Annotated in this window: 18 protein-coding genes; 6 read left to right on the top strand and 12 right to left on the bottom strand. The window is 73.9% G+C overall.

The genetic code is table 11. The annotated features are described in order from the left end of the window. Positions 1-9 precede the first annotated feature (9 nt). Genes AB0D46_RS16665 through AB0D46_RS16655 form a run of 3 tightly spaced genes read right to left on the bottom strand, consistent with a single transcriptional unit; the run spans position 10 to position 2,668 of the window. The gene (locus tag AB0D46_RS16665; RefSeq protein ID WP_362878043.1) at positions 10-1,047 is read right to left on the bottom strand and encodes an ABC transporter substrate-binding protein; all 1,038 of its coding nucleotides are present in this window, start codon (positions 1,045-1,047) and stop codon (positions 10-12) included. A 42-nt stretch (positions 1,048-1,089) separates the two neighbouring features. Further along, the gene (gene ssuE / locus AB0D46_RS16660) at positions 1,090-1,647 is read right to left on the bottom strand and encodes an NADPH-dependent FMN reductase (protein WP_362878042.1); all 558 of its coding nucleotides are present in this window, start codon (positions 1,645-1,647) and stop codon (positions 1,090-1,092) included. Between the two features lie 52 nt (positions 1,648-1,699). Further along, positions 1,700-2,668: a TauD/TfdA family dioxygenase gene (locus AB0D46_RS16655; protein WP_362878041.1), complete on the bottom strand. Its 969-nt coding sequence runs from the start codon at positions 2,666-2,668 to the stop codon at positions 1,700-1,702. Between the two features lie 960 nt (positions 2,669-3,628). On the opposite strand from AB0D46_RS16655, the gene AB0D46_RS16650 reads away from it, so the two are divergent. The 4 genes from AB0D46_RS16650 (at position 3,629) to meaB (ending at position 10,022) form a co-directional block, all read left to right on the top strand. Further along, complete coding sequence (locus tag AB0D46_RS16650; protein ID WP_362878040.1) at positions 3,629-4,825, top strand: ROK family protein; 1,197 nt, start codon at positions 3,629-3,631, stop codon at positions 4,823-4,825. A gap of 143 nt (positions 4,826-4,968) precedes the next feature. Then, positions 4,969-6,837, top strand: a complete 1,869-nt coding sequence (locus AB0D46_RS16645; protein ID WP_362878039.1) for a methylmalonyl-CoA mutase family protein — start codon at positions 4,969-4,971, stop codon at positions 6,835-6,837. Further along, a complete protein-coding gene (gene scpA, locus AB0D46_RS16640; protein WP_362878038.1) occupies positions 6,834-9,020 on the top strand; it encodes a methylmalonyl-CoA mutase in 2,187 nt (728 codons plus the stop codon). Before AB0D46_RS16645 ends, scpA begins: the two co-directional genes overlap by 4 nt. 12 nt (positions 9,021-9,032) lie before the next feature. Beyond that, positions 9,033-10,022 carry a methylmalonyl Co-A mutase-associated GTPase MeaB gene (meaB, locus tag AB0D46_RS16635; RefSeq protein ID WP_362878037.1) on the top strand — a complete coding sequence of 330 codons (990 nt, stop codon included), beginning with the start codon at positions 9,033-9,035 and terminating at the stop codon, positions 10,020-10,022. A gap of 129 nt (positions 10,023-10,151) precedes the next feature. On the opposite strand, the gene AB0D46_RS16630 is transcribed toward meaB, so the two are convergent. Next, on the bottom strand, positions 10,152-11,153 hold the full coding sequence (locus AB0D46_RS16630) for an asparaginase (protein ID WP_362878036.1): 1,002 nt from the start codon (positions 11,151-11,153) through the stop codon (positions 10,152-10,154). Between the two features lie 124 nt (positions 11,154-11,277). Between AB0D46_RS16630 and AB0D46_RS16625 the strand changes: the two genes are divergently transcribed. Beyond that, the gene (locus AB0D46_RS16625) at positions 11,278-11,733 is read left to right on the top strand and encodes an Lrp/AsnC family transcriptional regulator (protein ID WP_281206988.1); all 456 of its coding nucleotides are present in this window, start codon (positions 11,278-11,280) and stop codon (positions 11,731-11,733) included. 59 nt (positions 11,734-11,792) lie between these two features. On the opposite strand, the gene AB0D46_RS16620 is transcribed toward AB0D46_RS16625, so the two are convergent. The 4 genes from AB0D46_RS16620 to AB0D46_RS16605 are packed head-to-tail and all read right to left on the bottom strand — an operon-like array spanning position 11,793 to position 16,582. Continuing rightward, positions 11,793-13,058, bottom strand: coding sequence for an MFS transporter (locus AB0D46_RS16620; protein ID WP_362878035.1), 1,266 nt, complete (start codon positions 13,056-13,058; stop codon positions 11,793-11,795). Then, entirely contained in the window at positions 13,042-14,370 is a 1,329-nt protein-coding gene (locus AB0D46_RS16615; RefSeq protein WP_362878034.1) for a condensation domain-containing protein, read from the bottom strand. Before AB0D46_RS16615 ends, AB0D46_RS16620 begins: the two co-directional genes overlap by 17 nt. Before the next feature lie 38 nt (positions 14,371-14,408). Continuing rightward, complete coding sequence (locus AB0D46_RS16610; RefSeq protein WP_362878033.1) at positions 14,409-14,654, bottom strand: phosphopantetheine-binding protein; 246 nt, start codon at positions 14,652-14,654, stop codon at positions 14,409-14,411. After that, complete coding sequence (locus AB0D46_RS16605) at positions 14,651-16,582, bottom strand: amino acid adenylation domain-containing protein (RefSeq protein ID WP_362878032.1); 1,932 nt, start codon at positions 16,580-16,582, stop codon at positions 14,651-14,653. Before AB0D46_RS16605 ends, AB0D46_RS16610 begins: the two co-directional genes overlap by 4 nt. Positions 16,583-16,641: 59 nt before the next feature. On the opposite strand from AB0D46_RS16605, the gene AB0D46_RS16600 reads away from it, so the two are divergent. Then, positions 16,642-17,373 carry an HAD family hydrolase gene (locus tag AB0D46_RS16600; protein ID WP_362878031.1) on the top strand — a complete coding sequence of 244 codons (732 nt, stop codon included), beginning with the start codon at positions 16,642-16,644 and terminating at the stop codon, positions 17,371-17,373. An 8-nt stretch (positions 17,374-17,381) separates the two neighbouring features. Here AB0D46_RS16600 and AB0D46_RS16595 read toward each other — a convergent pair whose 3' ends face one another. From AB0D46_RS16595 to AB0D46_RS16580, 4 genes are read right to left on the bottom strand one after another with little or no spacing between them, the layout of a single operon-like run. Next, positions 17,382-18,839 carry an SDR family NAD(P)-dependent oxidoreductase gene (locus tag AB0D46_RS16595; protein ID WP_362878030.1) on the bottom strand — a complete coding sequence of 486 codons (1,458 nt, stop codon included), beginning with the start codon at positions 18,837-18,839 and terminating at the stop codon, positions 17,382-17,384. Then, positions 18,832-21,315, bottom strand: coding sequence for an HAD-IIIC family phosphatase (locus tag AB0D46_RS16590; protein WP_362878029.1), 2,484 nt, complete (start codon positions 21,313-21,315; stop codon positions 18,832-18,834). The genes AB0D46_RS16595 and AB0D46_RS16590 overlap by 8 nt, the downstream gene beginning before the upstream one ends. Further along, the gene (locus AB0D46_RS16585) at positions 21,315-23,147 is read right to left on the bottom strand and encodes an aminotransferase class I/II-fold pyridoxal phosphate-dependent enzyme (RefSeq protein WP_362878028.1); all 1,833 of its coding nucleotides are present in this window, start codon (positions 23,145-23,147) and stop codon (positions 21,315-21,317) included. Before AB0D46_RS16585 ends, AB0D46_RS16590 begins: the two co-directional genes overlap by 1 nt. After that, complete coding sequence (locus AB0D46_RS16580; protein ID WP_362878027.1) at positions 23,144-24,424, bottom strand: FAD-dependent oxidoreductase; 1,281 nt, start codon at positions 24,422-24,424, stop codon at positions 23,144-23,146. Before AB0D46_RS16580 ends, AB0D46_RS16585 begins: the two co-directional genes overlap by 4 nt. Positions 24,425-24,435 lie beyond the last annotated feature (11 nt).

The following is a 24,435-nucleotide window of genomic DNA, read 5'->3' as shown; positions in this document are numbered from 1 at the left end:
GTGGGGTCCTCAGCCCTTTCCGTTGCCGTTGAACTCGTTGGTGAACAGGTCCGCCGCTTTCAGCTGACCCTTCTTGACCTCGCCCCGGTCGCCGAGCCAGTCGATCCAGAGCTGGAACTCCTTCTCCTCGATCCGGCCGGCGGGCGCGGCGACGCCGTAGGAGCGCCAGTACTGGAGCGTCGAGGTGTCCTCGTTGCGGCCCCGCTTCTTGACGATCTCGGTCATCCGGGCGATGACCTGCTCGCGGGGGGTGGTGCGGGACCACTCGATGGCCTTGCCGACCCCCGTCACGAAGGTGCGTACGGTGTCCGGGTTCTCCTTGATGAAGCGCTGGGTCATCACGTACGTGCCGCCGCTGAAGGCGCCCAGCAGGTCGAAGTCGCTGAACAGCGGGCGGATGCCACCGGCCGCGAGGGCCTTGTCGCGCAGGACGCCGCTGAGCACGCCGACCTCGATCTGCTTCTGCCGCAGGGCCTGTTCGGTGTTGACGGGCGGGACGACCAGCGCCTCGACCTTGTCGGAGTCGGCCCGGGAGAGGCCGCCGCGGCCCAGGTAGATGTCCAGGAGGGCCTGGGCGTGGGCGCCCAGGGTGTTCATGCCGACCTTCTTGCCGATGAGGTCGCGGGCGGAGCGGATCGGGCTGTCCTCCAGGACGTAGTAGCCCAGGTTGGTCTCCTTGTCGGAGCCGTAGTACGAGATGACGGCCTTGACGGGGGCCTTCCCCGCGGCGAGCTTGACGACCGCCCCGTTGAAGGCCCCGCCGAAGTGGGTCTGGCCGGTCGCGGCGGACTGGATGTCCTGCGGGCCGCTGATGGTGTTGCCCACCCAGTCCAGGGTGAGGCCGCTCAGGAACCCGAGGTCCGCGGCGAGTTCGGGCAGGGTGACCGCCCCGACCGCGCCCTGGTACTTCAGGGCGGTGATCTGCTTGCCGGATCCGGACCCGCCGTTGGCGGTGGCCGTGCCGCAGCTCACCGCGGCCGCCGAGATGCCGAGCAGGGTGAGGAACTGGCGCCGGGAGGTGGTCTTCGAGGTGAAGGCTGCGGGCATGGCTGGTCCTTGTCGGTACGTACGGGGGTACGGGAAACGGGGTTACGGGGCGGCGGTCAGGACCGCGGCCCCGACGCCGCGCAGGGCGTCGGCGAACTCGTCGACGGCCTGGAAGAGGTCGAGTTCCGCCTCGGGCAGCAGCCGGTCGGGGCCGTTGCCGCGCTCGACGGAGGAGTCCAGGACGAACCGGCCCGCGGTGACGTGCCGGGCGCCGAGGGCGGCGAGGACCGGGCGCAGCGCGTAGTCGATGGTCAGGACGTGGGCGAGGCTGCCGCCGGTGGCGAGGGGCAGCACGGTCTTGCCGGCCAGACCGTCCTGCGGGAGCAGGTCGAGGAAGGCCTTGAGCAGGCCGGTGTACGAGGCCTTGTAGACCGGGGTGGCGATGACCAGGCCGTCGGCCGCGGCGACGGCTTCGAGGGCGCGGCGTACGTCCGGTTCGCCGCGACGGGCGGCCAGCAGGTCGGCGGCCGGGAGGTCACGCACCGCGAGGTGCGCGGTCTCGAACCCGGCGTGGGAGAGGCGGCGCAGCACGTGGTCGGCGACGACCGCGGTGCGGGAGTGGACGGAGGGGCTGCCGGTGAGGGCGAGCAGTCTGGGCACGGGGGCTCCTTGGCGGGGCGGCGTACGGGGCTTCGGCTTCGACGGCCGTGGATCAGGCGGAGGCGCCGGCCGGGACGCCGTTCGGGGCGTCGGCGGCTCCGTTCGAGGCGCCGGACGCGATGCCGAAGGCCGGGTCCGGCACGGCTTCCGGGCTGATCAGGCGGGAGGGCGCCCTGTCGGGGCCGACGGGGACGTCGCCGTCGACGGTGACGCGGCGCAGGGTGCGCTCGTGGTCGTCGGAGTCGTCGACGCCGTAGTGCTGGGTGGCGCGGTTGTCCCAGATCGCGACGTCGCCGTCCTGCCACTGCCAGCGGACGGTGTTCTCGGGGCTTTCGATGTGGGCCTGGAAGAGGTCCTGCAGGACGCGGGAGTCACGGCCGGTCAGGCCCTGGATGCGCTGGACGAAGTTGCCGAGGAGCAGGGTGCGTTCGCCGGTCTCGGGGTGGACGCGGACCACCGGGTGTTCGGTGAGGAACTCGGTGGAGGTGAAGACCTCGCGGTACTGGGCCAGCGCCTCGGGCAGGGCGTCCGGCCTGAGCGCGGCGTAGTCGTAGGCGTTGGAGTGGACGGCGCGCAGGCCGTCCGCGAGGACGCGCAGCGGTTCGGGGAGGTGGGAGTAGGCGGTGGCGGTGTTGGCCCACAGGGTGTTGCCGCCGTAGGGCGGGATGGTGACGGCGCGCAGGATGGAGAAGGCCGGGTAAGCGGGGACGAAGGTGACGTCGGTGTGCCACTGGTTGGCGCGGGCGCCGTGGTGGGAGTCGATGCCGAGCGCGTAGCGGCCGTCGGCGGAGGGGACCGTGGGGTGCGCGACGGGGGCGCCGAGCAGCTGGGCGAACGCCTCGTGGCCGGCCTCGTCGAGGTGGTCCTGGCCGCGGAAGAAGACGACCTTGTGGGCGAGGAGCGCTGAGCGGATTTCGGCCACGGTCCCGGCGTCGAGGTCGCCGCCGAGCCGGACGCCGCCGATCTCGGCACCGATCCGGCCGCCGATCTTCGTCACGGTGGTACGGAGCGCAGTGGTCATGGGAACTCCCTGGTCACAGACGTGCGGAGATTATTTCCGCAGCGGAAGAAATGGCGTTACGGGAAGCACGGGGCGCCGCGGAACGCGGCGGTCTCGGGGTGGGGAGGACGACGGGACGGTGGGCCGACGGAGCGGGGCGCGGCAGGATCCGACGATGGCGGTGGGTGCTCCCCCGGCGGGTCGGCGCCCCGCGCGGCGCTGCGCGGGGTCGATCGCACCGGGGCCCGGACGGGAGTTCCCGCCGCTCGGGGCGGACGGGCCCGTGCGCGGTGGGCGGGGTCGGCGGGCCTCCCGGAACCGGCGGGCCGCCCGGATGACGCCCGGTCGGGGTCACCCGGCCCGGCCGCAACCCGACGGGACGGCCGGAATCGGACCGAACGGCATCCGAAGGACCGGGGCCCGCCGGACCGGACCCGACGGCCGGGACCCGGCGGCACCGGAGCCGGACCGGATCGGGGCGGAGTCGGACCCGGTCGGAGTCGACCCCGTCGGAGGCGACCCCACGGAGGCGACTCCCAGCGGGGTCCGACCCGTACGCACCGGGTCGAACCCGGGCGGGGCGGATCCGGACCCGGCCCACGATGGGCCCGGGCGGGAGGCTCAGGCGCGGCGGTGGGCCGGACAGCGGCCCGGACACCCACCCGGCGCGGTACAGAGGCCGGAGGTGCGGAGCCGCGGGGCGAGGCGTTCGTTCGCGGACATGTCCCGGAGCCTGTCAGCGGCCCCGCCGCCGGTCAACCCCCGGCCGGGGTCGGTGAAACCGGCCGCCGCCGGTCCCCCGAAACCGGCTCTGACCAGTACGTTCAGCGACCTCATAAGACTTCTGCGGCACCCCCGACGGCCGGAAACGGTGGCCTGATTTCACGGTCCCGCAATGCGGCCGCCACGGACCGCCCGGTACCCGGTGCCCGGTCCGGCATGATCGGGGGGAATCCGACCGCCGCGCCCCGAGGAGGCCCCGTGACCGACAGGACCGGCGACCGCACCGGCGACCGGCGCGGGGCCGCCAACGCCGCCACGGTGCTGCGCACGGTGCTGGAGCACGGGCCCGTGGCGCGCAGCGGGATCTCCGAGCTGTGCGGGCTGAGCCCCGCCGCCGTGTCCCGGCAGACCACCGGGTTGCTGCGCGGCGGCCTGCTGCGCGAGTTGCCCGAACCGACCGGCCCGATCGCCTCGGGGCGACCGCGGATCCCGCTGGACCTGCACACCGGGGCCGTCGGCGGGCCGGTGGCGGCGGGGCTGCACATAGGGGTGCCGTCCTCCACCTTCAGCCTCGTCGACCTGCGCGGGGAGGTCCTCGCCCGGCGCGCGTTCCCCTACCAGGACCCCACCGATCCGCGGCTCCCGGCCCGCATCGCCCACGAACTCGCCGGATTCCTGGCCCGGTTCGACACCGGCCGGCCCCTGCTCGGGGTCGGAGTCGCCCTCGGGGGCTGGGTCCGCCCCGACACGGGGACCGTCGTACGGCATCCGGCGCTCGGGTGGCGGGGGATGCCGCTGGCCGCCGACCTGTCCCGGGCGCTGGGCCTGCCGGTGCGGGTGGACAACCACGCCCGGGCCGTCGCCGGCGCCGAGATGCTCTACGGCCCGCCCGCGGCCCGTCGGAGCCTGGTCCACCTCTTCGTCGGGAACGTGGTCGACGCGGCGTTCGGGATCGAGGGCACCGTCCACCGGGGCCCCGGTTCCGCCGCGGGCGACGTGGCCCACCTGCCGGTGCCCGGGTCGCGGGCGGCCTGCGGGTGCGGCCGTACGGGCTGCCTCCAGGCGACCGCGTCCGACACCGCGCTGGGCGCCGAAGCCGTCCGACGCGGGATCGTCCCCGATCCGTCCGTGTCGCTCCTCGTGGACGCCGCCGCCACCGGCGACCCGCGCGCCGACCGGCTGCTGCGCGAGCGCGCCCGGGCCGTGGGTCGGGCGGCGGCGCTGCTCCTCGACGTGTTCAATCCGGCCGTCATGGTCGTCACCGAACTGTCCAGCGTCCTGCACGAGGGCTACCTGGACGAGATCCGCGCCGCCGCCGTCGAGCGGTCCCACGTGTGCGACGAGCCCGGACGGATCATCTCCCCGCACGCCGGGCCGGCCGTCCTGCCGCAGGCCGCGGCGACCGTCCTGCTGGACCCGCTGTTCCGCGACCCGGGCCGCCCCACCGCCGGCTGAGCGCCGGCCCGAGCGCGGCCGCAACCCCCGCGGGCCCCGTCCGGGGGGGTTCCGCGCCACTCCGACCCCTATCTGACCTGGGAGTGCGAGATCACATCCGGCGGTTATGGTCTCGCCTGAGCGGCCCCCCTAGCATTCGAGCCATGACGGTCCAGCCTGACGACGGGCTCTCCCTGGCCGCCGAGTTTCCTGACGCGACACATGAGCAGTGGCAGCGCCTGGTTGAAGGCGTACTGCACAAGTCGGGCAAGGAAGTATCCGGCGAGGCGGCGGAAGCAGCCCTTTCCACGAAGCTAGAGGACGGGCTCATCACCCGCCCGCTGTACACGGCGCCCCCCGACGACGGGGACGGTGACGGCACCGGCTTCCCGGGGTTCGCGCCCTTCGTCCGCGGCGGCACCCCGGAGGGCACCACTGCCTCCGGCTGGGACGTGCGCCAGCGGATCGCCGGCAGCGACCCCGTACGGGTGAACGAGGCGGCCCTCGCGGACCTGGAGAACGGCACCACCTCCCTGTGGCTGACCGTCGGGCCGGGCGGACTGCCCGCCGAGGACCTGGGCCGGGCCCTGGACGGGGTCTACCTCGACCTCGCCCCCATCGCCCTGGACGCGGGCGCCGCGTACCCGGCGGCCACCCGCGCGTTGCTCTCCCTGTACGCGGAGCGCGGCGTCGCCCCGCAGGACGCCCGCGCCTCGCTCGGCATCGACCCGCTGGGCCACGAGGCCCGCACCGGTGAGGCCCTGGACCTGCCGGCGGCCGCCGCCCTGGCCCGGGAGACGGCCGCCGCCTGGCCCGGCGTCCGCGCCCTGACCGTCGACGCCCTGCCCTTCCACGAGGCGGGCGGCAGCGCCGCCGAGGAACTCGGCCTGTCGTTGTCCACCGGGGTCGCCTACCTGCGGGCCCTCACCGAAGCCGGCCTCGGCGCCGACGCCGCGTTCGGCCAGATCGAGTTTCGCTACGCCGCCACCGCCGACCAGTTCCTGACGATCGCCAAGCTGCGCGCCGCCCGCCGGTTGTGGGCCCGTGTCGCCGAGGCCTGCGACAGCCCCGAGTCGGGGGCGCAGCGCCAGCACGCCGTGACCTCGCCCGTGATGATGACCCGTCGCGATCCGTGGGTGAACATGCTGCGCACCACGGTGGCCTGCATGGCCGCCGGAGTGGGCGGCGCGGACTCCGTCACCGTGCTCCCCTTCGACAGCGAGTTGGGCCTGCCGGACGCCTTCGCGCGACGGATCGCCCGCAACACCTCCACCGTGCTGGTGGAGGAGTCGCACCTGGCGCGGGTCATCGACCCGGCCGGCGGCTCGTACTACGTCGAGACGCTGACCGACGAACTGGCGCACGCCGCCTGGCAGTTCTTCCGCACCGTCGAGAAGGCTGGCGGCCAGGAGGCCGCGTTGCGCTCGGGCCTGGTCGCCGAGCGGCTCGCCGGGACGTGGGCGGCCCGCTCGAAGAAGCTGGCGACGCGCCGCGAACCGATCACCGGCGTCAGCGAGTTCCCGTCCCTGTCGGAGAAGCCGGTCGTGCGCGAGCCCCTGCCGGCGGCGCCGGCGGGCGGCCTGCCGCGGGTCCGCCGGGACGAGGCGTACGAGGCGCTGCGCGCCCGCAGCGACGCCCACCTCGCCGCGACCGGCGCCCGGCCGCGGATCTTCCTCGCCGCGCTCGGCCCGGCCGCCGCGCACACGGGGCGGGCCACCTTCGCCTCGAACCTGTTCCAGGCGGGCGGCATCGAACCCGTCCACGAACCGGTTTCGGTGGACCCGGACACGGCCGCCGCGGCCTACGCCGCGAGCGGCGCCGACGGGATGGCGGTGCTCTGCTCCAGCGACGCGCTGTACGAGGAGCAGGCGGTGGCGGTGGCCGACGCGCTGCGCTCGGCGGGCGCGACGACCGTGTTCCTCGCGGGCAGGCCCGGCAGCGCCGAACAGGCCGTGGACGAGTACGTCTTCGCCGGCTGTGACGCGGTCGCCGTGCTGTCCTCCGTACTCGACCGGATGGGAGTCTCGTCATGAGCATCCCCGATTTCTCCGAACTCGCGCTCGGCGACGGCCCGTCCACCGGGATCACCGAGGACCAGTGGCGCGCGGCGGTGAAGGAGTCCACCGGGAACGCCACCGGCGACCTGTTGTGGGAGACCCCCGAGGGCATCGGCGTGAAGCCGCTGTACACCGGGCGGGACCTGGAGGGCCTGGACTTCCTCGGCACCTACCCGGGCGTGGCCCCGTACCTGCGCGGGCCCTATCCGACGATGTACGTCAACCAGCCCTGGACGATCCGGCAGTACGCCGGCTTCTCCACGGCCGAGGAGTCGAACGCCTTCTACCGGCGCAACCTGGCCTCGGGCCAGAAGGGCCTGTCGGTCGCCTTCGACCTGCCCACGCACCGCGGCTACGACAGCGACCACCCGCGCGTCACGGGTGACGTCGGCATGGCGGGCGTGGCGATCGACTCGATCTACGACATGCGCCAACTGTTCGACGGGATCCCGCTGGACAAGATGTCGGTGTCGATGACGATGAACGGGGCGGTGCTGCCGGTCCTCGCCCTCTACATCGTGGCGGCGGAGGAGCAGGGCGTCTCCCCCGACAAGCTCGCCGGGACCATCCAGAACGACATCCTCAAGGAGTTCATGGTCCGCAACACCTACATCTACCCGCCCAAGCCCTCGATGCGGATCATCTCGGACATCTTCGCGTTCACCTCGCAGAAGATGCCCCGCTACAACTCGATCTCCATCTCCGGCTACCACATCCAGGAGGCCGGGGCCACGGCCGACCTGGAGCTGGCGTACACCCTCGCCGACGGCGTGGAGTACCTGCGGGCGGGTCAGGCGGTCGGGCTGGACGTGGACGCGTTCGCGCCGCGCCTGTCGTTCTTCTGGGCGATCGGCATGAACTTCTTCATGGAGGTCGCGAAGCTCCGCGCGGCCCGCCTGCTGTGGGCGCGCCTGGTCAAGCAGTTCGACCCGAAGAACGCCAAGTCGCTCTCGCTGCGCACCCATTCGCAGACCTCCGGCTGGTCGTTGACCGCGCAGGACGTCTTCAACAACGTGACGCGCACCTGCATCGAGGCGATGGCGGCGACCCAGGGGCACACCCAGTCGCTGCACACCAACGCCCTCGACGAGGCCCTCGCCCTGCCGACCGACTTCTCGGCCCGCATCGCCCGCAACACCCAGCTGCTGCTCCAGCAGGAGTCGGGGACCTGCCGCTCCATCGACCCGTGGGGCGGCAGCGCCTACGTCGAGAAGCTCACCTACGACCTCGCGCGACGGGCGTGGCAGCACATCGAGGAGGTCGAGGCGGCCGGCGGCATGGCGCAGGCCATCGACGCGGGCATCCCGAAGCTGCGCGTCGAGGAGGCCGCGGCCCGGACGCAGGCCCGCATCGACTCCGGCCGACAGCCCGTGATCGGCGTGAACAAGTACCGGGTGGCCACCGACGAGGAGATCGACGTCCTCAAGGTGGACAACTCCTCGGTCCGCGCCCAGCAGATCGCCAAGCTGCGCCGGCTGCGCGAGGAACGCGACGAGGCCGTCACGCAGGACACCCTGCGGGCGCTCACGAACGCGGCCGGCAGCGGCGAGGGCAACCTGTTGGCGCTGGCCGTGGACGCGGCCCGGGCCATGGCCACGGTGGGTGAGATCTCCGACGCCCTGGAGAAGGTGTACGGGCGTCACGCGAGCCAGATCCGTACGATCTCGGGTGTGTACCGCATGGAAGCAGGCGAGTCCCCGTCCGTGGAGCGCACCCGTGCGCTCGTCGACCGGTTCGAGGAGGCGGAGGGACGGCGTCCGCGCATCCTGGTCGCCAAGATGGGCCAGGACGGTCACGACCGCGGCCAGAAGGTCATCGCGACGGCCTTCGCCGACCTGGGCTTCGACGTGGACGTCGGCCCGCTGTTCCAGACCCCGGCGGAGGTGGCCCGGCAGGCCGTCGAGGCGGACGTCCACGTGGTGGGCGTGTCGTCGCTGGCGGCCGGTCACCTGACCCTCGTGCCGGCGCTGCGGCAGCAGCTCGCCGAGGAGGGGCGCGAGGACATCATGATCGTCGTGGGCGGGGTCATCCCGCCGGCGGACGTCCCGACCCTGCTGGAGATGGGCGCGACGGCGGTCTTCCCGCCGGGCACCGTGATCCCGGACGCGGCCCACGACCTGGTGACGCGGCTGGCCGCGGAACTGGGCCACGAGCTGTAAGCGGCCGCGCGGATGCCCCCGAAGATCGACCTCGACGTGTACGTGAAGGGCGTGCTCGACGGGAAGCGCGCGCACATCGCGCGCGCCATCACCCTCGTCGAGTCCACCCGGGCGGACCACCGCGCCCTGGCCCAGGGCCTGTTGACCCGTCTGCTGCCGCACGCCGGGCACGCCCGGCGGATCGGCATCAGCGGGGTGCCCGGGGTCGGCAAGTCCACGTTCATCGACGCGTTCGGCACGATGCTCACCGGGTTGGGCCATCGCGTGGCCGTGCTCGCCGTGGACCCGTCCTCGACGCGGACGGGCGGGTCCATCCTCGGCGACAAGACCCGGATGGAGCGGCTCTCCGTCGACCCGGCGGCGTTCGTGCGGCCCTCCCCCTCGGCGGGCACGCTGGGCGGGGTCGCCAAGGCCACCCGCGAGTCGATGATCGTGATGGAGGCGGCGGGCTACGACGTGGTCCTCGTCGAGACGGTCGGCGTCGGCCAGTCGGAGACCACCGTCGCCGGCATGGTCGACTCCTTCCTGCTGCTGTCCCTGGCCCGGACGGGCGATCAGCTCCAGGGCATCAAGAAGGGCGTCCTGGAACTGGCCGACGTCCTGGCCGTGAACAAGGCCGACGGCCCCCACGAACGGGACGCGAAGGCCGCCGCCCGCGAACTGGCGGGCGCGCTGCGGCTGATGCACCCGGCCGACGCGGCGTGGACGCCGCCCGTGCTGACGTGCAGCGCGCGGGAGTCCATCGGTCTGGACGAGGTGTGGAACCGCCTCGAACAGCACCGGACGCTGCTGGAGGCCGGTGGCCGGCTGGCGGCCAAGCGGGCGGCGCAGCAGGTGGAGTGGACGTGGTCGATGGTCCGTGACGCGCTGCTGGAGCGGCTCCGCGCGGACCCGGCCGTACGGGAACTCGCGCCGGCCCTCGAAGCCGAGGTCAGGGCGGGTACGGTGACGGCCACCTCGGCGGCGGACCGCATCCTCGGCGCCTTCGGCAACCGGGCCTGAGAACGGCCGACCGCCCCGAAGGCCGGCGAACGGGCCGGGAGCCGCCGACCCCGCTGTTCCGGGGGTCGGCGGCGGCTCGGCCGTGTGCGCCCGGTGGTCAGGGCGGTCGGCGGCGGCTCGGTGTCCGGCTCAGGCGGAGGTGAGGGCCTGGTCCTCGGCGGCCAGGGTGCGGCGCAGGATCCGGTTCTGCTCCGCCGGGTCGGAGCCGGCGAGCAGCGCGGAGAGCACGGCGATCCGGGCCTGCCCGGCCCGCAGCGTCCCGGTCGGAACGGCCCCGACGGCGACGAGGTCGACGGCGCCGCCGTGCGTGTAGATCTCGGTGACGGGACCGGCCGCGACCCGGGTGGTCAGCGCGACCAGCACGCCCCGGGCGACGGCGGCGGCGACCGCGTCCACGATCTCGGGGGTGGCGTTGCCGGCCCCGGTGCCGATCAGGACGATGCCCCGGGCGCCCGCCTCGACGGCGGCGTTCAGCAGCAGCGGGTCGGCGTCGGCGTGGTGCATCACCATGTCGACGCGGGGCGGCAGCTCCGGCATGGCGGGCAGCGCGAGCGGCGCCGGACGCTGCGGTTCGCGCAGCATGGTGACCTTGCCGAAGCCGATCTTCCCGAGGAGCTCCTTCGAGGGGTCGGCGAACGCGTCCAGGGCCACGGCCTGCGTCTTGACGGTGCCGCGGGCGGCGTGCACCCGACCGGCGAACGTGATCAGGACGCCGAGTCCGCGCGTGCCGGCGGCGGTCAGCAGGGCGTCGTAGAGGTTGCCGGGCCCGTCCCCGTCGGCGGAGCCCATGGGCAGCTGCGAGCCGGTGAACACGACGCTGCGGGCGTCGTGGTGGTGGAGGTCGACGAGGAAGGCCGACTCCTCCAGGGTGTCGGTGCCGTGCGTGACGACGATGCCGTCCACGTCGGGGTCGGCGAGCACCTCGTGGACGGTGCGCAGCAGGGTCAGCTGGTGGGCGGTGGTGAGCCGGGGGCTGTTCACCCGGAACAGGTCCACCACCTCGATGCTGACGCCCTCGGGCAGCGGGGCGGTGGCCATCACCTCACGGCCGTCGGCCTCCGCGGCGAAGCCCGATCCCATCCAGCGACTGGCTATCGTTCCGCCGGTGCTGATGACGACGATGCGCCCCATGGCCACCCTTCCCTCACGAGATCTCGCACAGACATTCCATTCACGGCAATGATAGTGAGATCTACGCGCAATGAGATTGCCTCTTCGTCTCATCCCGTTACATTCGGTGGGTGATAATTGCGCCATGGACGCGATCGATCGAGAAATCTTGCGCGAGCTACAGAAGGACGGTCGGCTCAGCAACCAGGAGCTCGCCCAGCGCGTGGGGCTGACCCCCTCCCCCTGCATGCGCCGGGTCCGGCAGCTGGAGGAGGACGGGGTGATCCAGGGCTACCGCGCCGTCATCGACCCCGAGGCGGTGGGCCGCGGCTTCGAGGTGCTGGTGTCCGTCGAGGTCCGCCGCGACCGCGCCGCCGTCGAGGCCTTCGAAGCCGCGCTCCAGGACATCCCCGACGTCATCGAGGCCTACCGCCTGTTCGGCAGCCCCGGCTGCCTGCTGCGCATCGCCGTCGCGGACCTGCGCGCGTACGAACGCCTGTGGATCGAGCAGCTGACGGCCCTCTCCGGCGTCACCGAGGTCAACTCGCAGATCATCATGAAGCGCATCAAGGAGCCGACGGGCCTCCCCGTGGACCGGTGAGACCCGTCGGATCCGGGCGGCGGGTCGGGCGCGGGAGCGCGCCGCCCGGCCGGGCGCCGTCAGCCGACGGCCGCCTTGGGCTCCCCGGCCGACCCGGTCCCGCCCGGGCCGGCGTCGCCGTCGCGCCGGCCGGCCTTGCCCACGAGTCCCGCGGCCGTCGCGATCCAGGCGAGCGCCTGCACGGCCCCCGCGGTGGCGAACAGCCAGCCCGGGGCCAGCTCCGCCGCCATCCAACCGCCCAGCAGCGAGGCCGGGAGGATCGCGGTGAAGGAGACGGCCCGGTTCACGGCGACGACCCGCCCCATGTACTCGGCGTCGATGACGGTCTGCCGGTAGGTGAACCAGCCCACCACGATCAACGAGGTCGCCGCCCCGGCCAGGGCCCACGCCGGGGCCAGCACCCACACGTCGGCCGAGACGGCCGGCGTCAGCAGCGCCAAGGCCAGCGCGCCCATGCCGACGGACAGCAGCGTCCCCTCCCGGTAGCGCCTCAGCAGCCGCGGCACGGCCGCAGCGCCCGCGACCGCGCCGGCGCCCTGCGCCGCGACGACCACGCCGAGCACGAACTTCGACTGGTCGGTCGCCTCCGTGACCACGTACACGAGGTTCGCCTCGACGGCGTGCACCGCGAAGTTCGTGAGGGTGAGCAGGATGGTGCCCGAGCGCAGCACCGGATCGGCGAACAGCAGTCGGAAGCCGGTCAGCAGGTCCGGGCCCATCCCCCGCACCGCCTCGCGCAGGGCCGTGGTCGCCCTGGTCACGGGAGAGGCCGTGGTCAGCAGGATGAGCACGGCGGACAGCCCGAACGACAGCGCGTTGACGCCACTGGCCGCGGCCGGCCCCAGGAAGGCGACGACGCTGATGCCGGCGATCGGACCGAGCATGTTGAGCAGGCTCTCCGACCCCTGCACCCAGGCGTTCATCACCGGTCGGCGCTCGGCCGGCACCCGTTCCATCAGGAACCCCTGGAACGCGGGGAAGTACAGCGGCCGCATGCAGGCCAGCACGAAGGCGGCCACGTAGACGGCGGACACCGGCGGGCGATCCAGCAGGCACAGCAGGCCGATCGCCCCGACCACGGCGGCCGAGCACACGTCGCAGCGGATCATCAGGTTGCGTCGGTCGACGCGGTCGGCGACGACTCCGCTGAAGAGGCCGACGAGGACGAACGGCACGAACTCCAGCGCGTAGGTGAACGCGGCGAGGAAGGCCGAGCCGGTCAGCTGGAGCACCAGGACCGGCAGGGCGAAGCGGAACACCCAGTCGCCGCCGGTGGAGACGATGAACGCCGCCCTCAGCAGCGTCTCGTCACGACGCTCGGACACCGCGGACCTCCAACGGCAGCAGCGGGTCGGCGACGACCTTCTCCAACAGGACGACGAGCCGGTCGAGCAGCCCGGCGACGAACTCCGCCGGCAGCCGGTCGGCCTGGTAGTACGCGGACAGCGACAGCGTGTCGACGCCGGCCTCGCCGACGAGCATCAGTTCGCTGCGGGGGCGGAAGCCCTCGTCGGAGAGCGGGAAGACGGTCGTCGTGGCGGGCGCGAAGTCGATGCCACCGCCGTGGAGTTGCGCGTAGAGCATGTTGAGGACGACGCCGATGGGGGCGTCGGGGTCGGCGTACTCGTCCGGGTTGAAGGTCTTCACCAGTTCGGCGAAGGGGATCTCCCCGTGCTCCTGCGCGTCCAGGCTGTCGCCGCGGACGCGGCGCAGCGCGGCCCGGAAGGTGTCGGCGCCGGCCAGGTCCGAACGGACGACGAGGAGTTCGGCCAGCGGGGCCACGAGGTTCTCGCGGCCGGCGCTCTCCCGGTTGTAGACGTTGACGGCGACGGCCTGGTCGTCCTTGCCGGTGTGCTCGCGCAGCACCACGAACAGGCCGCACAGGACCAGCATGAAGAGGGTGACCCGTTCCCGGGCGGCGAACCCGCGGATCTCGGCGGCGACGGCCGGCGGGAGGTTCCGGGTCTCGTAGCCGCCCTCCGGGGTGGCGCCGGCGGGACGCTTGGGCACCTCCAGGCGGGGTATCGCGCCGACGCCGGCGAGGCGCGCGTGCCAGAACTCCCGCATCCGCTCGCTGTCCGGGCCGGTCAGCAGGTCGCGCTGGTCGCGGACGTGGTCCCGGTAGCTGTACGCCACCTCCGGCAGGGAGGGCGCCCGGCCGGCGGCGAGGTCCGCGTAGAGGGTGGAGAGTTCCTCCATCAGGACGCCGCGGGCCCAGCCGTCGACCACGAGGTGGTCGAAGACGAGGACGACGAAGTGGTCGTCGTCGGCCACGCGCACCACGGCGACTCGCAGCCGCTCGGGCCGCTCCGCGGGCAGCGGCACCTCCGCCTCGGTCCGCACCCGCTCGATGGCCGCCGCCTCGTCGCCCGCCGCGTCGAAGGTCACGCCGCGCACGACGACGTCGGCGTGCACGGTCTGCGCGCGCGGCCCGTCGAAGCGCGTGCGCAGTGCCTCGTGCCGCTGCGAGAGCAGTTCCAGGGCCCGGTCGAGCAGCGGCAGGTCGAGCCGGCCGCGGACCCGGTAGGCCTGGGAGATGGTGCGGACGGACGGCACGCCCAGGGCGCGGCCGCGTTCGTCCATCAGCAGCCTGCCCTCCTGGTAGCTCAGGGTGGGCAGGGGCAGGGGTGCGGACATGTGCGGTGGCTCCTAGACGGTTCGGCTAGACGGTTCGGCTAGACGGTTCGGGCTGCGGTGTCGGCGCGTTCGGCGACCAGGTCGGCGAACTCGCCGAACTCGGGGTGGTCGAGAACCTCGCGCATGGTGACCTTGACGCCCAGCGCCGCCTCCAGGCGGGCCACCATCTGGGTGGCCAGCAGGGAGTGGCCGCCGAGCAGGAAGAAGTCGGCCTCGTCGTCGATGGGGGTGCCCAGGACCTCGGTCCAGATCCCCCGGGTGGTCTCGCGTGCGGTCGTGCTCATCGGGACTCGCTCTCTCCGGCGCGCAGCCGGTTCCGGTCGGTCTTGCCGTTGGCGGTCAACGGAAGTCTGTCGACGACGACGTAGCGGGCGGGCACCAGGTAGCCGGGGAGCGCGGCGCGCAGTCCCGCGCGCACGCTCTTGGCCAGGCCCCGGTCGTCGCCGGCGATGTAGGCGGCCAGGCGTTTGCCGCCCAGCGGGTCGGTCTCCACCAGGACGCAGGCGCCGCGCACCCCGGGCTGGGCCAGCACGGCCTGTTCGATCTCGCCGGGTTCGACGCGGTGGCCGTTGATCTTGGCCTGGCCGTCCTCCCGGCCGAGGAACTCCAGGGAGCCGTCGGGTCGGAAGCGGACCAGGTCGCCGGTGCGGTAGCAGCGGGTGCCGGCCAGCCGGCCGGTGGTGGGCACGGGGAAACGTTCCGCGCTCTGCTCCGGCAGGTTCAGGTAGCCGTCGGCGAGGCCCTCGCCCGCGGCCCACAGTTCGCCGGGCACACCGGGCGGTACGGGGTGGCCGGCGCGGTCCACGACGTGCACGCGGGTGCCGTGCACGGGGGTGCCGACGGGCACGGTGGGCGTGCCCTCGGGCAGGGGCGCGTCCAGCAGGTGGCAGCAGGTGAACGTGGTGTTCTCGGTGGGGCCGTAGCCGTTGACCAGGGAGAGGCCCCGGTGTCGGGACAGGACGGCGTTCACGTGGTGCGGCGAGACGACGTCGCCGCCCGTGAACAGCCGCCGTACGCCCGCGAAGGCCTCCGGCCGGTGTTCCGCCATCTGGTGGAACAGGCCGGCGGTCAGCCACAGCGCGGTGATGCCCCGCTCGGTGATCACCTCGGCGAGCTCGGCCAGCGTCAGCGGCCCGGGCGGGGCGATCTCCAGTCGGGCGCCGCGCGCCAGCGTGCACCACACCTCCAGGAGCGCCGCGTCGAAGGTGGCGGGGGCCAGGTGCAGGACGCGGTCGCCGGGTCCGAAGTCGAGGCGCTCGTCGTGGACGAGCCGGGCGATGCCCCGGTGGGTGAGGCGTACGCCCTTGGGCCGGCCGGTCGACCCGGAGGTGTACATGATGGTCGCGGGTGCGGACCCGGGCCCGGTCGCGGGCGGCGGGTTCTCGTCGAGGGGCCCGGTCCGGGGGGCGATCCCGGTGAGCGGGAGGACCTCGCCGACCGGCATGTCGACGGGACCGGCCGCCAGGGTGAGGCGTACGCCCGGGCCCGCGAGCATCAGCCCGAGCCTCGGCTCGGGGTAGCCGGGGTCGAGCGGTACGGCGGTGGCGCCGGCCAGGGCGACGGCGACCGTCGCGGCGACGGAGTCCGCGCCGCGCTCGAAGAGCAGGCCCACGGGATCCCCCGGGCGCACGCCCCGGGCGATCAGCGCGTCCGCGATGCCGGCGGCGCGTGCGAGGAGTTCGCGGTAGGTCAGCGTCGCCCCCCGCGAGGAGACGGCGACGGCGTCCGGCCGGCGGCGGGCCCGGTCGATGAACATCAGGTGCGCGGCGGCGCCGGCCGCGGCCCCGCCCTCGGTGGCGGCGGGCGCGGTGCGCGGCCGCGACCACCGCGACAGGAGCGCCCAGTCGGCGTCGTCGACGAGTTCGACCGCGTCGAGGGGGCGCGTCGGCGCGGCCAGCGCGGCGGCGACGAACCGGCCCGCGCGGGCGGCGATCACCTCGGCCGCGTGCGGGGCGACCTCCGCGCCGAGGACGAACTCCGCGCCGCCGTCGGGCAGGAGGACCGCGGGCGGGGCGGCGGAGGGCGCGGTGACGCCGGCGCGCCCGTCCGGGCCGTCTAGGCGGCAGATCCGGGCCACGAGGGCGGCGCACGCCGTGCCGAGGATCCCCTCCGCCGTGGTGTCCGCCGCTGCGGCGAGGGCCCGCGCCGCGGTGACGGCCGACGCGTCCAGTGTGATCGTCCGGACGGCGGATCCACTCTCCTTCAGCGACATGTCCAGTCCCTTCCCCTACGCTTTTGGATCTTCAGTGCGTTCGACCGAGGGAGCAGGCCATGACCACCCTGATCGTGTTCGACATCGACGGCACGCTGTTGCACAGCGTCGCCGCCCATCAGGCGGCGTTCCTCGGGGCGTTGGGCGACAGCGGACTCACCGAGATCGACGCGCGGTGGAGCGGATACCGTCACCACACCGATTCGTGGATCTTCCGTGAGGTGTTCCGCGCGAACGAGGGCCGCTTCCCCGACGCGGCGCAGACGCAGCGCTTCGCCGACCTGCTGCACGAACGTTTCGTCGCGGCGACCGCGGCGGACGGCGTGGAACAACTCCCGGGCGCCGCCGCGTTCCTGCACCGGTTGGCCGAGGACGAGGCGTACGAGGTGGCCTTCGCGACCGGCGGCATGCGCGAGGTCACGGCGGCCAAGCTGGCGCCGCTGGGCGCGAGCGGGCCGGTGTCCACCGCGGGCGAGCACACGTACCGCGAACACCTGGTGCGCGAGGCCGTCCACCGCGCGGGCGGCGACTTCGAGCGCGTGGTGTGCGTCGGCGACGGGCCGTGGGACCTGCGGGCCGCGGTGGCCACCGGCAGCCAGTTCATCGGGATAGGCGGATCGAGCGCGCCGTTCGGCGACTGGTTCCCGGCGACCCACCTGTTCGGCTCGTTCGACGACGTCGACCCGGCCCGCGACTTCACCCTGTCCCCGCCGCCCGGGGCGGTCGCCGCCGAGCCGGACGCGGACACGCCGTTCACCGCCGGACCGGCCGGCTGCGGCTGCTGGCACTGACGGCACGCTCAGACACCCGTCCGCTCGGCGACGGCCCGGCACAGCCGGTCGAAGCGCCCCGCGCTCGTCAGGCTCGCCGCGGGCAACCGGATCCCGAACTCGGCCTCCACGGCGAGCACGATCTGGATCTGCCGCAGGGAGTCCCAGCCCGCGGTGAGCCCGACGCCCCCGCCGCGCACGTCCGCCGTCGTCCCGAGGACACCGCGTACGGCGGCCTCGACCCGGTCCTCCAGGCCCGACGGTCCCGCCGGCCCCGGTCCGGCGCCGGCGGGCGCCCCGGGCGCCCCGGCGGTCGCCGTCCGGGCGGCGGCGCTGGGGGCGCCGGCGGCCGGGGCCGCCCCGGGGTTCCCGTCGAGGTCGACGGTGGTGATCCCGTCGGTGGTCAGCCGGACCCGGCGGGCCGGCGCCCGGGTGTCGCCGATCTCGTCGGCGACCAGTTCCGCGACCTCCTCGGGCATCAGGGCGATCCCGGCGGGCCGGACGGCGGCCGAGTAGCGGCCCTGGACGTAGCCGGGTTCGATGACGACGGCCCGCACCCCGTACGCCCCGTGCCGGCGGTCGATGCCGTGCAGGACGCTCTCGGCGGCGGCCTTCGCCGCGATGTAGTCGGACCAGCCGCGCGGGTGGTAGCGGGTGGCCTCGGAGCCGAGCAGGACCACGCTGCCCCGTTGGCGCACCAGCATCCCGTCGAGCACGGCCTCGGCGAGGTCGCGCAGCGCGGCGTAGCCGATCTCCAGGTGTTCCCGGTGTCCGGCGGCGAGCGGCGCGGCCGCCGCGTGCACGAGGGCGACGGGTGCCAGCGCGGCCAGCTCGGCGGCGGCCTTCGCCCGGTCGGCGGGCTCGGCCAGGTCGACCGTCACCGAGTGCACGAGGGCGCCGGCCTCCTCGCAGCGGCGTACGAGGTCCTCGGCCCCGCCGCGGTGCAGCAGGGCCAGGTCCCAGCCCCGGCGGGCCAGTTCGAGGGCGACGGCCGAGCCGATGTCCCCGGCCGCGCCGGTGACCACGGCGGTCCGGGCGGCGCCCGCGGGGATCAACCGGCCGCCGGTGGTGTCGTCGGGGCGGGGCCGCGGGGCCCGTACGGTCGTGCGGACCTCCCCTTCGAGGACGACCTCGCGGCCTTGGTGGGCGACGACCCGGCAGGTCAGCACCCCGGTGCCCGGGCTGACCGCGTCCACCTTGAGGGAGTAGTCGACGGGCCGGTCGAAGGCGACGGCCCGCACGGGCCGGAAGGCGGTGTCGAGGATGACGGCGCCGGGCCCGGGGATGACCATGCCGATCAGCGCCGAGACCGGTCCGAGGACCATCACGAGGGGCACGATCGGGCCGTCGAAACCGGCCTCGTCGGCGTGCTCCGCTTCGTGGTGGACGGGGTTGTGGTCGCCGGTGACCGCGGCGAAGGCGGTGAACTCGGCCGCCGTGAAGGTGTGGCTGCCGTGGGCCACGTCGCCCGGCTCGAAGTCATGCACGGTGGTTCTCCGCCTCGGTGTGGTCGATGACGCGCAGCCACGGGGGCGCGGTGTGTTCGCCGGTCAGGTCCAGGTGCCAGCTGCCGTCGGCCTCGCCCGGGGCGAAGCCCGCGTCCGCGAACACGGTGCGGCAGGGCGCGTTGCGTTCGGTCGGCGTCACCCGCCCGGACAGCCGGGTGCCTCCGCGCGCCGTGGTCGCGGCCGCCAGCCAGCCGAGGGCGCCGGCCTCCACGCCGCGGCCCAGGACCCGGCAGGACAGCAGGTAGCCGTCCACGGTGGTGTGCGCGCCCTCGTGGGAGAGGATCAGCAGGCCGAGGTCCTCGCTCGCGCTGAACCGGTCGGCGACGGCGAGGACGAACACGTCCGAGTCGGGGGCGTCGGCCAGTCGGCGCAGCTCGGCGCGGGTGTGGCGCAGCGTGGTGGTGTTGAACTGGTTGGTCTTGGCGCACAGTTGCGCGGCGCGGGCCGCGTTGCCCTCGGTGAGCGGCGTGACGTGCAGTTCGGTGCCGAGGGAGGCGTAGAACTCCTCGACCCGGTCGAAGCCTCGTCGCCGGCGCTCGACCCGGTCGCGGGCCCGGTACTGCTCGGTGCGCCGCAGGTCGGCGTCGGTGACGCCGAAGACGGTGGTGAACGGGCTGTCCAGCAGCGCGTCGGCGTATCCGGCGGGGTCCTCGGGGAGTTCGGGGACGACGACCTGCGGGAGGAACTCGCGGACGCGGGCCCGTTCCACCGGGTTGTCGTCGAGGAACAGGACGTTGGCGAGGCCCACGTTGAGACGCTCCGCGATGTCGGCGATGGCTTCCGCCTTGGGTCGCCAGCCGATCTCGGTGGCGACGAAGTCCTCCTCGCGCAGTTCCATCGCGGGGTGTTCGCGCAGCGCCCGCAGGGCGAGGTCCTCGTCGTTCTTGCTGCACACCGCGAGGGCGATGCCTTGCGCGCGCAGCGACTTCAGGGCCCGCTGGAGCCGCAGGTGGGCGTTGCCGGGGTGGTCGGTGCCGATCTGGATGCCGTCGAGGCCGTCCTCGCCGAGGATGCCGTGCCACAGCGTGTTGTCGAGGTCGGTGACGACGACCCGCGCGGTGCGGCCGGTCACCGACAGGGTGAGCCCCCAGAACCTGCGGGCCAGGGCCCGGCTCATGGCGGCGCCGTACGGGACGCGGCCGACCAGCCAGAGCCGCTGGTCCACCAGCGGGCCGCCGCCGGTGCGGGCGATAATCGCGGCGGGCTCGACGACGTGGACGTGGTCGAGGTCGGCCAGTGCCTCGCGCAGCAGCCGGCCGGCCTCGCGCACGACCGGGGCGGCGTCGACCGCGTACGGCTGGACCTCGGCGAACGAGACGACGAACACGGGCCGGTCGGTGGTCGCGGCGTAGGCGCGCACCAGGTCGGTGTAGTGCTCCAGGGCCGCGCCGAGCCGCTCACCGTCGGCGGTGCCGGGTTCGTCGACGCCGAGGACGTCCTCCAGCCGGTCGGTGAAGAAGCTCGCGTGCGGGTCGAAGCCGCGCAGGGCCGAACCCGGGTCGTGGACCTCGCGGCCGAGCGTCCCGTACTCGGGCACGTGCAGGGCGTACGGGGCGTCGCCCAGGACCCGCCGGGCCTCGGCGGCGGTCTCGGCGGCCAGGATCTCCAGGTTGCGCGACCCCAGCAGGGCCAGCCGTACGGGTTCGGCGGCGAGCGTGCGGGCCCGGTGCTCGATGACGCGGGCCTCGCGCAACAGGGCCCAGGGGTCGTCGCCCATCAGGGCGTCACAGACCCGGGCGAGGTCGCGTGTGGAGACCGACTCGACGGCGGCGCCCCAGAGTTCGCCGGTGGTCATCGCCCCGTCGGCGCGCAGCCGGTCGAAGACCGGGGCGAAGTCCAGGGTGGAGCGCAGGGCGGTGTCGCGGACGATCATCTCCAGGTCGACGGGGACGGGGCCCGCGCCGAAGTCCGCCGTGCCGCTGACGGTCATCGGGTGCCGGTAGGGCACGGCGGCGAGTTCCTCGTAGCGGTGGACCTGCGTGCAGGAGTTCCAGGACGCGCCCAGGGTGGCGATCCGCGCGTCGTGGCGTTCGAACACCTCGAAGACGGTGCCGGCGCCGAAGGCGGTGTCCGGGGGGCAGGCCATCAGCTCGTCGGTGAGCGGGCCGGCGACCGCGAAGGAGTACACGGGGTGCGGGGTGCGGCGCACCTCGGGCAGGCCGAGGAACCACTCCACGAGGACGCCCGTGGTGGGGGCCGACGTGCGGTGGTGGTACTCCTTCGTGCGGCAGAACTCGAAGGTGACCGCCGGCAGCGCCACCGTGACGCCCTCGGCGACCAGCGCGCGCAGCGCCGCGAGCAGGTCGCCGCGCAGCCCCCGCACGTCGGTGCGGAACGCGAACAGTGAGGAGTGCAGCACCAACAGGCGGTCGGTGGGGCCCAGTACGGACCTCAGGGCGGCGTGGATCTCGTCGCGTCGGGACGGATGCACGGCCGGCGGGGGCGCGGCGGCCATCAGGGGGCGCCCGTGGCCATCGGGGCCGGGCGTTCGGCGAGGACGGCGGCGAGGGCGGCGGTCAGCGCCGCGTTCTCGTCGGGGGTGCGGCAGGACAGCCGCAGGTAACGGTCCCCGTCCGGCATGGACTTGCCGCCGCAGTCCTTGATCAGGATGCCGTGGTCGGCGAAGGTGCGGCGCACGACGTCGAGGGCCGAGGCGCCTTCGGGCAGCCGCACCATCACGTAGTTGGCGTCGGGCGGGTACACCTCGACGCCGGGAAGCCCGGCGAGCAGGTCGGCCATCGCGTCACGGTCGTCGCGGACCCGGGCGCAGCTCGCGGTGAACGCGTCGCGGTAGCGGGGCAGCAGGCGCAGGAAGCACTCGGCGAAGCCGTTGACGTTCCAGATGGGCAGCGCGGCGCGGACGGCGGCGACGAACGCGAGGTCGGCGGAGAGCAGGTAGCCCAGGCGCAGTCCGCCGATGCCGTAGACCTTGCTCATGCTCTTGACCACGGTCAGGCCGGGGAGCTCGGCGAGGTCCGGCTCCAGGCTGTGGCCGGGCGCGCAGAAGTCGACGAAGGACTCGTCGACGACGAGGCGGATGTCGTGATCGGCGAGGCGGTGGGCCAGGTCGACGAGGTCGGCACGGGGCACGGCCATGGAGGTGGGGTTGTTGGGCGAGGTGATGATGACCGCGGCGACACCGGCCCGGCGGGCCTCCTCGGCGACCAGGGCCGCGTCCATGGTGAAGGCGGGTGCCGGCAGGTGGATGCGGTGGATGTCGGCCTCGTCGAAGACGGCCTCGTACTCGTTGAAGCCGGGCACGACCAACCCGACGCGGCCGAGCAAACCGCCCAGGATCTTGATGAGTTCCGAGGCCCCGTTGGCGACGACGAGCCGTTCGGACGGCTGGCGCACCACCGCGCCGAGCAGCCGCTGGAGCGCCTGGTGGCCCATCGGGTAGTGCACGAGCGCGTCGCGGAAGTCCCGCGCGAGTTCGTCGACGAGCTCGGTCGGCGGGAAGTACAGGTTGTAGAGCAGGCGGTGGTCGATGAGGTCGTAGCGCCAGTAGCCGCCGTGCAGGTTCTCCAGCATGGTGAGGCGGTCGTCGGAGGCGGAGAACAGGTACTCGGCGGCGCCGTGGTCGGTCAGGTCGTCGACCTCGTACCAGCGCACCGCCCCGCAGTCGACGCCGCGCACCGGGAAGCGACCGGCGGTGACGGTGTCGGCGATGACCAACTCGTAGTAGGCGCCGTGCCCGCCGTCGGCTATCAGGGCCTCCAGCGCCGGTACGAACTCCTCGCGCAGGTACCGCTCGCGCAGCAGGTGCACGTTGACGGTCTTGAAGGTCGTGGCCAGGTCGAGTTCGGGTCCCTGTCGCGCGGGCAGCAGCATCTCCTCGACGGTGCCGTCCTCGCGGAGGGTGACGACGGTGCCGTTCATGGTCGGCCGGAACGGGGCGACGGCGGTGACCACGTCGCCCTCGGCCCCGACGAGCGCGCCGAGCAGTTCGCCGTCGAAGACGACGTCCCCCTCGACCAGGTACACGTCCTGGTCGAGGTGCTTGTGCGCCAGCCACAGCGAGTACGCGTTGTTGGTGGTGCGGAACGCGTCGGACTCGATGTAGCTGACGTCCATGCCGGCGAAGCTCTCGCCGACGGTCGTCCGTACCTCGTCGGCGAGGTAGCCGACGACGAGCACGGCCTCGCGCACGCCGGCCGCCGCGAGGTTCTCCAGGGTGCGGATCAGGATCGGCTTGCCGGCCACCGTCAGCAGCGGCTTGGCGGTGTCGAGTCCGAGTCGGCGGCCCAGGCCGGCGGCCAGGACAACGGCCTTGGTGGGCCTGTTCATGCGTGGATCTCCCCCGTAGTCGTCACGTGGTGCAGCAGGTCGGCGAGAACGATCTCGCCGATGTCGTGCTGGTAGAGCCAGACGCCGTCCGCCCGACGGGTGTAGCTGGGCTCGCCGCCCACCTCGGCGGACGGGGCCAGTCCGGCGCCGAGCCCGTAGGCGATCAGGCGCGGGTGCGGGACTCCGTGGACGTCGACCAGGTGTCCCTGGTCGGTGACCTCGGTGCCGGTGGGGCCGGTGGCGGCGGTGAGCACGGCGCCGTCCGGGTGGCTGAGTCGCGGCAGGTTCGCCTCGAACCCGTTGGCCATGACGATGACGTCGGCCTCGGCGAGGGCCTGCCGGGCGGCGTCCGGTGCCCCGGGCGCCCCGGCCCGGACCAGGCGCACGGGGGCGGGGCCCGGGCCCCGCAGGCCGAGGGCGGCGGCGGCGAGCTCGTGGGCCCGGCCGCGCAGGCCTCCGTAGCGGTTGACGCGCCCGTTGGCCGGACAGACGTCGAGGACCGGGTCGAAGGCGTAGCCGTCGGCCCGCGCCTCTTCGGCGCCGCTGTAGAAGAGGCGCAGGTCGCTGCGGTGGATCAGGGTGACCTCGGCCGCGTCGGACGCCAACAGGTCGACGACGGACCAGGCGCTGTGGGAGCCGCCCACGACCACGGCCCGACCGTGCGCGGCGGGCAGCCGGCGGCGGGCGTCGATGAACGACTCGGAGTGGAAGACCCGGTCCTGGTGCGGGGCCAGGCTCAGCCCGGGCACGATCTCCGCACGGTCGAACCCGGCGAGCGGCCGGCCGCCGGTGGCGATCACGGCACGGCGGGCCCGCAGTTGCCGACCTTCGCCGGTGGTGACGACGACCCCGTCGTCATCGGTGAGGGCGATCGCGTCGACCCGGTCGGCGACGTACGCGCAGCGCGGGTGGGCCTCCAGCAGTGCGCGGACCACCGCGCCGAGGCGGGTGAGGAACGGCGCGACGACCGACAGCGGCGGGTGTTCGTCGGCGTGCCCGCGCAGCAGCGCGGTCTCGGGCAGGTCGCGCAGCGCGGCGAACGGTGAGTCGTCCCCGAGTCCGTCGAGACACTCCAGGAAGGGGCCGCCGAGCGAGTTCGCGCCGATGCGGTAGTGCGCGAGGCCGCCGGGGCCGAGCGGTCCGGGCTCCACGAGGGCGATTCCCCGGTCGAGGAGTTCGCCGAGCCGGCCGTTCCTCGCCGCGGTGACGATCGGTCCGAGTCCGGCGGGTCCGCCGCCACAGAATACGAACGCGAAGGAATTATCAGCAGACGGCAAGAGACTTTCCC

Origin of the sequence: Streptomyces sp. NPDC048383 (assembly GCF_040651775.1) — a bacterium.
Taxonomy (GTDB): Bacteria; Actinomycetota; Actinomycetes; order Streptomycetales; family Streptomycetaceae; genus Streptomyces.
Note: the sequence above shows the minus strand (reverse complement) of the source record. Positions and strands in the feature narration are given on the sequence as shown.

Bases quoted from the DNA above. Each gene is read 5' to 3' on its own strand.
- AB0D46_RS16625 (WP_281206988.1), top strand. From the start codon at position 11,278: ATGGACGCGATCGATCGAGAAATCTTGCGCGAGCTACAGAAGGACGGT.
- AB0D46_RS16585 (WP_362878028.1), bottom strand. From the start codon at position 23,147: ATGAACAGGCCCACCAAGGCCGTTGTCCTGGCCGCCGGCCTGGGCCGC.
- AB0D46_RS16645 (WP_362878039.1), top strand. From the start codon at position 4,969: ATGACGGTCCAGCCTGACGACGGGCTCTCCCTGGCCGCCGAGTTTCCT.
- AB0D46_RS16590 (WP_362878029.1), bottom strand. From the start codon at position 21,315: ATGGCCGCCGCGCCCCCGCCGGCCGTGCATCCGTCCCGACGCGACGAG.
- AB0D46_RS16600 (WP_362878031.1), top strand. From the start codon at position 16,642: ATGACCACCCTGATCGTGTTCGACATCGACGGCACGCTGTTGCACAGC.
- AB0D46_RS16610 (WP_362878033.1), bottom strand. From the start codon at position 14,654: ATGAGCACGACCGCACGCGAGACCACCCGGGGGATCTGGACCGAGGTC.
- AB0D46_RS16665 (WP_362878043.1), bottom strand. From the start codon at position 1,047: ATGCCCGCAGCCTTCACCTCGAAGACCACCTCCCGGCGCCAGTTCCTC.
- AB0D46_RS16655 (WP_362878041.1), bottom strand. From the start codon at position 2,668: ATGACCACTGCGCTCCGTACCACCGTGACGAAGATCGGCGGCCGGATC.
- AB0D46_RS16630 (WP_362878036.1), bottom strand. From the start codon at position 11,153: ATGGGGCGCATCGTCGTCATCAGCACCGGCGGAACGATAGCCAGTCGC.
- AB0D46_RS16615 (WP_362878034.1), bottom strand. From the start codon at position 14,370: ATGTCCGCACCCCTGCCCCTGCCCACCCTGAGCTACCAGGAGGGCAGG.
- scpA (WP_362878038.1), top strand. From the start codon at position 6,834: ATGAGCATCCCCGATTTCTCCGAACTCGCGCTCGGCGACGGCCCGTCC.
- AB0D46_RS16605 (WP_362878032.1), bottom strand. From the start codon at position 16,582: ATGTCGCTGAAGGAGAGTGGATCCGCCGTCCGGACGATCACACTGGAC.
- meaB (WP_362878037.1), top strand. From the start codon at position 9,033: ATGCCCCCGAAGATCGACCTCGACGTGTACGTGAAGGGCGTGCTCGAC.